11 protein-coding genes are annotated in these 10,680 nt (G+C 60.2%); 6 read left to right on the forward strand and 5 right to left on the reverse strand.

Features of this window, described 5'->3' with window-relative positions; translation table 11 throughout:
* Positions 1 to 92: 92 nt before the first annotated feature.
* From HU811_RS19875 to HU811_RS19885, 3 genes are all read right to left on the reverse strand, one after another.
* Positions 93 to 848, reverse strand: a complete 756-nt coding sequence (locus tag HU811_RS19875) for a DeoR/GlpR family transcriptional regulator (RefSeq protein WP_092457478.1) — start codon at positions 846 to 848, stop codon at positions 93 to 95.
* 95 nt (positions 849 to 943) lie between these two features.
* Positions 944 to 2,449 carry a glycerol kinase GlpK gene (glpK, locus tag HU811_RS19880; RefSeq protein WP_092457475.1) on the reverse strand — a complete coding sequence of 502 codons (1,506 nt, stop codon included), beginning with the start codon at positions 2,447 to 2,449 and terminating at the stop codon, positions 944 to 946.
* A gap of 76 nt (positions 2,450 to 2,525) precedes the next feature.
* On the reverse strand, positions 2,526 to 3,377 hold the full coding sequence (locus HU811_RS19885; RefSeq protein WP_186657636.1) for an MIP/aquaporin family protein: 852 nt from the start codon (positions 3,375 to 3,377) through the stop codon (positions 2,526 to 2,528).
* Between the two features lie 321 nt (positions 3,378 to 3,698).
* Here HU811_RS19885 and ybaK point away from each other — a divergent pair, with 321 nt between their 5' ends.
* Positions 3,699 to 4,169 (forward strand): Cys-tRNA(Pro) deacylase, encoded by a 471-nt coding sequence (ybaK, locus tag HU811_RS19890; RefSeq protein WP_047227027.1) that lies wholly within the window; start codon positions 3,699 to 3,701, stop codon positions 4,167 to 4,169.
* A 171-nt stretch (positions 4,170 to 4,340) separates the two neighbouring features.
* The gene (locus tag HU811_RS19895) at positions 4,341 to 5,126 is read left to right on the forward strand and encodes a PhzF family phenazine biosynthesis protein (RefSeq protein WP_186657638.1); all 786 of its coding nucleotides are present in this window, start codon (positions 4,341 to 4,343) and stop codon (positions 5,124 to 5,126) included.
* Positions 5,127 to 5,247: 121 nt separating this feature from the next.
* Here the strand turns inward: HU811_RS19895 and HU811_RS19900 are convergent, their stop codons facing one another.
* Both HU811_RS19900 and argF read right to left on the reverse strand, forming a co-directional pair.
* Entirely contained in the window at positions 5,248 to 6,351 is a 1,104-nt protein-coding gene (locus tag HU811_RS19900; protein ID WP_092457469.1) for an ABC transporter ATP-binding protein, read from the reverse strand.
* Positions 6,348 to 7,268 (reverse strand): ornithine carbamoyltransferase, encoded by a 921-nt coding sequence (argF, locus tag HU811_RS19905; RefSeq protein WP_047227024.1) that lies wholly within the window; start codon positions 7,266 to 7,268, stop codon positions 6,348 to 6,350. The genes HU811_RS19900 and argF overlap by 4 nt, the downstream gene beginning before the upstream one ends.
* Positions 7,269 to 7,463: 195 nt before the next feature.
* Here argF and HU811_RS27595 point away from each other — a divergent pair, with 195 nt between their 5' ends.
* From HU811_RS27595 to grxD, 4 genes are all read left to right on the forward strand, one after another.
* A complete protein-coding gene (locus tag HU811_RS27595; protein ID WP_256244279.1) occupies positions 7,464 to 7,589 on the forward strand; it encodes a hypothetical protein in 126 nt (41 codons plus the stop codon).
* 47 nt (positions 7,590 to 7,636) lie between these two features.
* The gene (plzR, locus tag HU811_RS19910) at positions 7,637 to 7,924 is read left to right on the forward strand and encodes a PlzR type 4 pili assembly inhibitor (protein WP_047227023.1); all 288 of its coding nucleotides are present in this window, start codon (positions 7,637 to 7,639) and stop codon (positions 7,922 to 7,924) included.
* Positions 7,925 to 8,055: 131 nt separating this feature from the next.
* The gene (locus HU811_RS19915; protein ID WP_186657640.1) at positions 8,056 to 10,164 is read left to right on the forward strand and encodes a molybdopterin oxidoreductase family protein; all 2,109 of its coding nucleotides are present in this window, start codon (positions 8,056 to 8,058) and stop codon (positions 10,162 to 10,164) included.
* Between the two features lie 99 nt (positions 10,165 to 10,263).
* Positions 10,264 to 10,605 (forward strand): Grx4 family monothiol glutaredoxin, encoded by a 342-nt coding sequence (gene grxD, locus HU811_RS19920; RefSeq protein ID WP_186657642.1) that lies wholly within the window; start codon positions 10,264 to 10,266, stop codon positions 10,603 to 10,605.
* Positions 10,606 to 10,680: the final 75 nt, after the last annotated feature.

A 10,680-nucleotide genomic window follows, 5' to 3' on the forward strand; every position in this document is an offset into this window, starting at 1 on the left:
AAGATCGCAGCCTTCGGCAGCTCCTACAGGAATAGGCGTAGGAGCTGCCGAAGGCTGCGATCTCTTGAAGCTTGAAGCTTGAAGCTGCTTCTCTACACCACCTCCAGCCGAATCTTGTGCTGGGTCAGCAATTGCGCCAGGGCCGGCACGGGGGGCTGATCGGTCACCAGGCAGTCGATCAGGCTGATCGGCCCCAGTCTGACCATGGCGTTGCGTCCGAATTTGCTGGAGTCTGCGGCGAGCAGCACTTGCCGGGCGTTGGCGATGATCGCCTGGGAGACGCGCACTTCCTGGTAATCGAAATCCAACAGGCTGCCGTCCTCATCGATCCCGCTGATGCCCACCAGGGCGAAGTCGACCTTGAACTGATTGATGAAGTCGACGCTGGCCTGGCCTACCACGCCTCCGTCGCGTCTCACATTTCCACCGGCAATCAGAACTTCGAAGTCGTCCTTGGCGCTGAGGATCGAGGCCACATGCAAGTTGTTGGTGATGATCTTCAGATGGTTGTGGTTGAGCAGCGCCCGGGCGATGGACTCGGTGGTGGTGCCGATGTTGATGAACAGCGAGGCGTGATCAGGGATCTGGGCGGCAATGGCTTCGGCGATGCGTTGTTTCTCGTCGCGCATCTGATCGGCGCGCATGGCGTAGGCGGTGTTTTCAACGCTCGAATCATAGGCCGCGCCGCCGTGGTAACGACGCAGCAGGTTCAACTCCGCCAATTGATTGATGTCGCGACGGATGGTTTGCGGGGTGACGACGAAGAGCTGCGCCATTTCCTCGATGCTGACGTAGCCGCGTTCGCGGACCAGTTCGAGGATTTGCTGCTGACGGGGAGGCAGATTCATGGGGCTTCCTTTGGGCTGCCATACAAAATTTGCCCATGATGCCGCAGGAATCCCCTCCCGACCAGTTTCACACCCTCGTCGTACTCAGCTTCAGCTTATTCAGCGTCTTCGTGAGGTTCCCAATCGCGGGTGCGGCTGACCGCTTTCTGCCAGCCAGCGTAGAGTTTTTCCTTGGCCTGCTCGTCCAGTTGCGGTTCGAATTCGCGCTCGATCACCGCCTTGCCGCGCAGTTCATCCAGGCTGCCCCAGAAACCACACGCCAGGCCGGCCAGATACGCGGCGCCCAACGCTGTAGTTTCCCGCATTTTCGGGCGCTCGACCCGGGTGCCGAGAATGTCCGCCTGGAACTGCATCAGGAAGTTGTTCGCTACCGCGCCGCCGTCCACGCGCAGGGCCTTGAGGCGTTCGCCCGAATCTTGCTGCATGGCGTCGAGTACGTCGCGGGTCTGGTAGGCAATCGACTCCAGCGCTGCACGAATGATGTGGTCGACCCGCACGCCGCGGGTCAGGCCGAACAGCGCGCCACGGGCATAGGGGTCCCAGTAGGGGGCGCCCAGGCCGGTGAAGGCCGGCACCAGGTACACGCCGTTGCTGTCCTTGACCTTGTTGGCGAAGTATTCGGTGTCGAGGGCGTCGTTGATGATTTTCAACTCGTCGCGCAGCCACTGCACGGTGGAGCCACCGTTGAATACTGCGCCTTCCAGGGCGTAGGCCACTTCGCCGCGGGGGCCGCAGGCGATGGTGGTGAGCATGCCATGATTGGATTTGACGGCTTTGTCGCCGGTGTTCATCAACAGGAAGCAGCCGGTGCCATAGGTGTTTTTCGCCTGGCCTGGCTCCACGCACATCTGGCCGAAAAGGGCGGCCTGCTGGTCGCCGGCGATGCCACCGATGGCGATGCCGCTCTTGGTGCGGCCATAGACTTCCGAGGACGACTTCACTTGCGGCAACATTTCGCGAGGGATGTCGAGAATCTCGAGCATCTTCGCGTCCCACTCCAGCGAGTGAATATTGAACAGCATGGTGCGCGAGGCGTTGGTGTAGTCGGTGACGTGGACCTTGCCGCCGGTAAATTTCCAGATCAGCCAGCTGTCCACGGTGCCAAACAGCAGTTCGCCGTTACGCGCGCGTTCGCGGCTGCCTTCGACGTTGTCCAGGATCCACTTGAGCTTGGTGCCGGAGAAATACGGATCGGTGACCAGGCCGGTGGTTTCGCTGATGTACGGTTCGTGGCCGTCACGCTTGAGTTGCTGGCAGATCTCGGTGCTGCGCCGGCACTGCCAGACAATGGCGTTATAGATCGGCCGGCCGGTGGTCTTGTCCCAGACCACGGTGGTTTCGCGCTGGTTGGTGATGCCGATCGCGGCGACCTGGTCATGATGCAGGCCAGCCTGGGCCAGGGCTTCCACCATCACCGCGCTCTGGGTCGCGAAGATTTCCATCGGGTCGTGTTCGACCCAGCCGGCCTGGGGGTAATGCTGGGCGAATTCGCGCTGGGCGGTGCAGACCACATTGGCGTCGCGGTCGAAAATGATCGCCCGTGAGCTGGTCGTACCCTGGTCGAGGGCAATGATGTAGTTCTTGTTCTGAATGTCGGTCATGTCGATTGCCTTGGGACGTGAATAAGGGGTGAGGCTTGGCGCACGCTTGAGCGGGCAGAAGTGTGCGCCGATTGTTTCAGGATGTTCTGGGCTTGCCGTCAATGGCCGGTTCTGCATCCTTTGTAACAACCGTGGCGCTGGGCAGATGGCGGGCAATCAACCCGCGATAGGCTGCAGCGCCCAGGCATGCACCCACGATCGGTGCAAAAATCGGAACCAGGAAGTACGGGATGTCGCGTCCACCCGTGAGGGAAATTTCACCCCACCCGGTGAAGAAAGTCATCAGTTTAGGGCCGAAGTCCCGCGCCGGGTTCATCGCGAAGCCCGTCAGTGGCCCCATCGAGCTGCCAATCACCGCGATCAGCAGGCCGATCAGCAGTGGCGCCAGCGGGCCGCGGGGCAGGCCATTGTTGTCATCGGTCAGGGACATGATCACGCCCATCAGAATGGCGGTGATGATCACCTCCACCAGAAAGGCCTGGCCGGTGGACAGCGCGGGATGTGGGTAAGTGGAAAATACCGAGGCCAGTTCAAGGCTGGCTTCTGAGCCACGAATCATCTGCCGGGACTGTTCGAAATCGAAGAATAGATTGCTGTACAGCGTGTAGACCAGCAGCGCGCCACAAAAGGCGCCGGCCACCTGGCAAATAATGTAGAAGGGCAACTTACGCTTTTCAAAGTCGGTGAAAATACACAGGGCGATGCTGACGGCGGGGTTCAGGTGTGCGCCGGAAACGCCGGCGCTGAGGTAGATCGCCATGCTGACACCGACACCCCAGATGATACTGATTTCCCAAAGGCCGAAACTCGCACCCGCGACCTTGAGCGCTGCAACGCAGCCGGTGCCGAAAAAAATCAGTAGGGCAGTCCCCAGGAATTCGGCCAGGCATTGGCTGGAAAGGGGTGGCTGTTGTAAAGCAATTGTCATTCAAACCTCGGTTTTTGTTGTTGTCTGGCGCGTCCGGTAAAGCCCGATCGCGCATTCAGCGCCGAGGCAGGATCCTCATCCTGAACTCGGGGTGTTGGTTGAGACCTGCGTTTATGTTTTCAGTTTCGAAAAAATATAGACAAGAAACGCTGGTGTCAAAGGTCGAAAGTGAACCGTCGGTCATATTTAAACTATTCGTGGCGTGAATGACTGTTTCGCCACCATGGTTTTGCCGGGTAAGCCGCTGCGCCCCAGCGCCTTTTGGTCAGCGATGCCTTAGAATTCGGGCACTCTCTACGTCGATTCGCCTCAGGAGCGGTCATGACCCCTGCATTGGATTTGCTGAAAAAGGTGCGCGCCGAACATCGCATTCATAGTTATGAACACGATCCCAAGGCAGCCTCCTATGGTTTGGAAGCGGCAGAAAAGCTTGGACTGGATCCGGCGCAGGTCTTCAAGACGTTGTTGGCGGCCAGCGAAAAAAACGAGTTGTTGGTGGCGGTGGTGCCCGTAGTCGGCAGCCTGGATTTGAAAGCCCTGGCCCATGCCGCCGGCGTAAAGAAAGTCGAGATGGCCGACCCCGCGGCCGCCCAGCGTTCGACCGGTTATCTGCTCGGTGGTATCAGTCCGTTGGGGCAGAAAAAACGTCTTCGCACTTTTATCGACAGTTCTGCCCAGCCGTTTGCCAGCATCTTTGTCAGTGCCGGAAGGCGCGGGCTGGAGGTAGAGCTGGCGCCTGCGGTACTGGCCGAGCATACCGGGGCGGCGTTTGCGGATATCGGGCGGGCTTGAGTCTGGCGCAGGGCGTGAGCAAGTATCGTCGCCATAATGGCGTCGGGATTAGGCTTGGGTGGCTGCCGGGGCCTTCGTCCTGGGCTGTAGGGTGAAAATTCGTCGGATCTGTCACTGGAAAAGCAATCGCTCGCGGCCCATCCTCACGCATCAATAATAAGGAGAAGTGCCATGCAGCTTGCGTTTCATCAAGTCGATGCGTTCAGTGATCGGCCGTTTGGCGGCAATCCGGCGATGGTCTATCGGCTCGACGCCTGGCTAGCCGATGACTTGATGCAAAGGATCGCCGCCGAACATAACCTGGCTGAAACGGCTTTTCTGGTGCGTGAAGGCCAGCATTGGCATATCCGATGGTTCACGCCCACCACTGAGGTGCCGTTGTGCGGGCATGCCACCTTGGCCAGCGCCCACGTGCTGTTCGAGGTCTATCACGAAGCCGCCGAGCGACTGGACTTCATCTGTCGATCCGGTGCGTTGAGCGTCACTCGCGAAGGTGAGCGGCTATGGCTGGATTTTCCAGCCATCGTCCCCAGCGAGTTGGGTGCATCCCTGGTGGTCCAGGCTGCCCTGGGTGTGGAAGCGGTGGACGTGTTGAGCTCCAACGAACTGTTCGTCGTGCTGGAGTCGGAGCAGGCGGTGCTCGATTGCAAGCCGGACATGGCGGCCCTGGCGAAACTGCCGTGGCCGGGCGCAATCGTGACTGCGCCGGGAAGCCGGCATGATTTTGTCTCACGCTATTTCGCCCCGGCGATTGGCATCAATGAGGATCCGGTCACTGGCTCGACCCATTGCAGCCTGATTCCATACTGGTCCAGGCGCCTGGGCAAGTTGGGACTGACGGCTTATCAGTGCTCGGCCAGGGGCGGCGAACTGTTCTGCCGACTCGAGGGGGAGCGGGTGAAGATTGGGGGGAATGCGAGGTTGGTGGCCAGTGGGATGTTGATGTTGGGGGGATAAGAGGGATTTATTCCCACTGATCCCCTCCCTGTAGGAGCCGGCGAAGCCTGCGATCTTTGATCTTTCGCTTGGGACTCAATGGGCAAAGGAAAGATCGCAGCCTCGTTGCACTCGTCAGCTCCTACAGACTGTAGCGCCGCACGCCGCTTTCCACGGGAGGGATATGGGCCGCCGTGCTCCCTGAAGCCTGGAACAGCACCAGGTGTTCAGCCGCTACGCGAATGCCGACATCGTCCCCCACCAGATGGTCGGCATGGCTCGGGAAAATCGATTCCAGCTGCGCTCCGGTCGGCAGTTGCAGGCGATACAGGGTTGAAGCGCCCAGGAACGTCTTGCCGACAATCCTGCCTGTGAGCGGACTGTCCGGTGCGTAGACGATATCGTCCGGGCGCAGCAGCACATCCACCGCACCACCGATGGGCCAGGTGTAGGCCCGGTTGCCGCGCAGGATACCCAGCTCGGTTTGCACCGATTCCGGGCTGTCGAGCTGGCCGCGAATGAAATAACCCTGGCCAATGAAGCTGGCGACAAATGGCGTCAGCGGTTCATGGTACAGATTGTAGGGCGTATCCCACTGTTCCAGCCGACCCTCCTTGAATACCCCGACATGGTCGCTCACCGCGAAGGCTTCTTCCTGATCGTGGGTGACCAGAATCGCGCTGGTACCGCGGACCTTGAGAATGTCCCGCACTTCATGGCTGAGCTTGCGCCTGAGCTCACCATCGAGATTGGAGAAAGGTTCGTCGAGCAGCAGCAACTGCGGTTCCGGTGCCAGGGCGCGAGCCAGGGCCACGCGTTGTTGCTGACCCCCGGACAGTTCATGGGGCAAGCGCTTGCCCAGGCTCTTCAGGTTGACCAGTTCCAGCAGTTCTTCGACCACTCGGTCCTTGTCTGGATGCTTGCGAATGCCAAACGCAATATTCTCGGCCACGCTCAGGTGAGGGAACAGCGCATAGTCCTGAAATACCATGCCGATCCGGCGTTTCTCCGGGGCGAGGGTGAAGCCGGCGCGGGAGATGGTTTTCCCCGCCAGCTGGATCTCACCTTCCTGTACCGGCTCGAAACCGGCGATGGCTCGCAGCGTCGTGGTCTTGCCACACCCGGACGAGCCGAGCAGGCACCCGATATCCCCGGCATTGAGGTGCAGGTTGAGGTTCTGCACGACGCGCTGGTTTTGATAACCGCACGTCAGGTTCTGCAGGTTCAGTAACAGGGTATGGCTCATGCGTGGTGGTACGCCGGCTCGACAAGAAACTCGAGCAAGGCCTTTTGTGCGTGAAGGCGATTTTCTGCCTGGTCCCATGCCACGGAGCGTGGATCGTCCAGCAGGTCGACGCTGATCTCCTCGCCGCGATGGGCCGGCAGGCAGTGCATGAACAGCACGTCGGCGTCCGCCAGGTCGAGCAGGGCACGGTTGACCTGAAGCGGCGCGAACAGTTTCAGACGCTTGGCGGTTTCTTCTTCCTGGCCCATGGAGGTCCAGACGTCAGTGCTCACCAGATGCGCGCCGGCCACGGCCTGTTTCGGATCACGGACGATGGTCACCCGGCTCCCGGCCTTGGCCACCAGTTCGGCGCTGGGGTCGTAGCCTTCCGGACAGGCGATGCGCAGTTGGAAGTCGAACTGGATCGCGGCTTCTATATAGCTGTTGCACATGTTGTTGCCATCGCCGACCCAGGCCACGGTCTTGCCCTGAATCGAGCCGCGGTGTTCGAGGAACGTCTGCATGTCGGCCAGCAACTGGCAGGGGTGCAAGTCATCGGACAGACCATTGATCACCGGTACGCGCGAGTGCGCCGCAAACTCAGTCAGCGTGCTGTGGGCGAAGGTACGGATCATCACCGCATCCAGCATGCTCGACATGACGATGGCGCAGTCGCCGATCGGTTCGCCACGGCCCAGCTGGGTGTCGCGGGGCGACAGGAAGATTGCCTGGCCGCCGAGCTGGATCATGCCGGCTTCGAAAGAAATACGGGTGCGGGTCGATGACTTCTCGAAGATCATCCCCAGCACACGGTTTTTCAGGGGCTCGAACAGTACGCCGCGATTACGCAGGTCCTTGAGCTCCACGCCTCGACGGATCACGCCGAGCAACTCATCGGGCGTGAAATCCATCAGGGAGAGAAAGTGCCTTGCGCTCATGATTGACTACCTTTTGTCACTGATCGCAGATGCTCAAAGCCTTGTTTCATGAAAAAACGGGCGAGACCTGCGGCAAAAGCCGCACGGGGCGACGAAATAAGGGAAAGGCGCGATCTTATAAGGAAATGTCGCGTCTTACCAATAGGGCTACAATTTTAGGGGATTTCAGCGAGGTCATAGCAGACTGGCGAAGACATGTATGAAGCCGGTTTCCTGACAGCAGCCACCCATTTGTACACCGGCCTTGCGCAGCTTGGCAATCAAACCGGGCCGTTATTGAAGGATTTGGCCGGCCTGTTCCTGGGCGTGAATATTTCCTAATGCCAGGGCCTGGGTTATAAATGAACCTCAGACGCAGGAGCCCCGAAATGGATTCGAAAGAGCAACAACTGATGGAACTACTGGGGCTGACAGCGCGCTCCCTGACTCACCTGACCGCTTCGGTGACGTCCATGTCATTCGAGTTGCTGCGCAGTGACGACGAAGTGACCAAGGCTGCAGGTCGACGCATGATCGATCGCATGGCCACCATCAGCAGCGGGCTCGACGAGCATTGGCGGTTGATCGGAGAGTTGACGGGCGTGCCCATCGCTCACGAACAAGTGGAAACCATCGAGGAAATCCAGTTGCTGGCGCCACCCTCCGAGCAGCCTTGAGCTCACTGCATCGGCGGGCCTGATGCCCGGCAATTCACAGGACGAACGTCGCTGGCGCGGGGGTGGATCACGCGCCATAGTTTTGTTCCCGCGGCCGAAAGCGCCCGTTACGAATAAAATAGAGGCTGGCCATGACCAAGACTCTCCACCACCGTGCGTGCCATCTGTGCGAAGCCATCTGTGGCTTGACCCTTGAAACCACCGAGACCGAAGGCCAGGGCCTGGCGATCACCTCGATCAAGGGCGATCCACTGGACAGCTTCAGTCGCGGCCACATCTGCCCCAAGGCGGTAGCCTTGCAAGATATCCAGAACGACCCGGATCGCCTGCGCCAGCCCATGCAGCGGGTCGGTAGCGAGTGGCAGCCGATTGCCTGGGACGATGCCTTCGCGCTGGTGGCCGAACGGCTGGCGGGCATTCAGGAACGTCATGGCCAGAACGCGGTGGCGGTCTATCAGGGCAACCCCAGCGTGCATAACTATGGGCTGATGACCCACAGCAACTATTTTTTGGGGCTGCTCAAGACCCGCAGCCGTTTTTCGGCGACTTCGGTGGACCAACTGCCTCACCACCTGACCAGCCATCTGATGTACGGTCACGGGCTGTTGTTGCCGATACCGGACATCGATCACACCGACTTCATGTTGATCCTGGGCGGCAACCCGCTGGCGTCCAATGGCAGCATCATGACCGTGCCGGACGTGGAAAAACGCCTCAAGGCGATCCAGGCGCGTGGCGGTAAAGTGGTGGTGGTCGATCCGCGTCGCAGCGAAACGGCGGCGATGGCCGACCAGCATGTGTTCGTGCGCCCGGGTGGCGATGCCGCTTTGCTGTTTGGTGTGCTCAATACGCTGTTCAGTGAAGGCTTGACCCGTGACAGCCACCTGCCGGTGGATGGCCTGGAAGACGTGCGCCGGGCCGTTGCGGCCTTCACTGCTGAAGCGATGAGCCCGCTCTGTGCCGTGCCGGCTGCGCAGATCCGGCAGTTGGCCCGGGACTTCGCCGCCGCGCCTTCAGCGGTCTGTTATGGACGGATGGGCGTCTCGACCCAGGCGTTCGGCACGCTGTGTCACTGGCTGATTCAGGTGATCAACCTGGTGACCGGCAATCTTGACCGGGTCGGTGGGGCCCTGTGTACCGAGCCTGCGGTGGACCTCGTGGCCAGCACCTCGGGAGGGCATTTCAATCGCTGGCAAAGCCGAGTGTCCGGGCGTCCCGAATACGCGGGCGAGCTGCCGGTTTCGGCTCTGGCCGAGGAAATGCTCACCGAGGGCGAAGGCCAGATTCGTGCGCTGGTTACCGTGGCGGGCAACCCGGTGCTGTCCACTCCCAACGGGCGGCAACTGGAGCAGGCGCTGGACGGGTTGGAGTTCATGGTCAGCGTCGATCTGTACATCAACGAAACCACGCGCTACGCCGACCTGATCCTGCCATCCACCTCGGCCCTGGAAAACGACCATTACGACACCACGTTCAACCTGTTCGCGGTGCGCAACGTGACCCGTTTCAACCGGGCGATCCTGCCCAAGCCCGAAGGGGCGCTGCACGACTGGGAAATTTTCGTCGGTCTGGCCAAGGCTTTCGCTGCCCGCACCGGCAAGGAACTCAAACCGACCATGCCGCCGGCGCAAATGATCGATTTCGGCCTTCGTGCCGGCGCCTATGGCGATGCCTCGCCGCATAAGCTGTCCCTGGCGACCCTGTTCGATCATCCCCATGGCATCGACCTGGGCGCCCTCAAGCCCAACCTGGCTCCACGGTTGAAAACCGAAAACCAGCGAGTGCAGGCTGCACCGGCGGTCATTCTTGCCGACCTCACGCGCTTTGCCGGGTTGCAGGCACCCCAGGCGGATGAGTTGCTGATGATTGGCCGACGTCATGTGCGCAGCAATAACTCCTGGATGCACAATTTCCACCGCTTGGTGAAGGGCAAGCCGCGTCATCAATTGCTGATGCACCCGGAGGATCTGAGCAGTCGCGGGTTGAGCGACGGGCAACGGGTGAAAGTCAGTTCGCGGGTGGGTATGCTTGAAGTCGAGGTGCAGGGTAGCCTGGACATGATGAAAGGCGTGGTCAGCCTGCCCCACGGTTGGGGCCATGCCCGTCCAGGCGTGCAGATGACCATTGCCAGCGCCCAGCCAGGTTCCAGCGCCAATGATCTGACCGATGACTGTCAGCTGGATGAGTTGTCTGGCAATGCAGCGCTCAATGGGGTTCCGGTGAAGGTGGTGGCTGCGTGAATTTGTCTCTCGGGGAGACCGAGCAGCGTGCTCGGCTTTCCGTTACAATGCGCCACCGTGTCGACAACTGAAGTCGCAAAGTTTAAGCCGAGGTGCTCCGTGGATATCATCGAAACGATTAAAGACCAGATTGCCAACAACACCATCCTGCTTTACATGAAAGGCTCGCCGAATGCGCCACAGTGCGGCTTCTCGGCCAAGGCTGCTCAGGCTGTGATGGCGTGTGGTGAGAAGTTTGCCTACGTGGACATCCTGCAGAACCCGGAAATCCGCGCCAACCTGCCCAAGTACGCCAACTGGCCAACTTTCCCGCAACTGTGGGTTGGCGGTGAGCTGATCGGTGGTAGCGATATCATGACCGAGATGGCGGCCGACGGCTCTTTGCAGGCCACGATCAAGGCTGCTGCCGAAAAAGCGGCGGCGAACAAGACTGAAGCCTGATCCATGATGATCTGTGTTCACCACATGATGAGTTGAACACGGACATGTGGGAGCGGGCTTGCTCGCGAATACGGT

The sequence above is a fragment of the Pseudomonas tehranensis genome, from assembly GCF_014268615.1.
In the GTDB taxonomy this organism is placed as follows: domain Bacteria; phylum Pseudomonadota; class Gammaproteobacteria; order Pseudomonadales; family Pseudomonadaceae; genus Aquipseudomonas; species Aquipseudomonas tehranensis.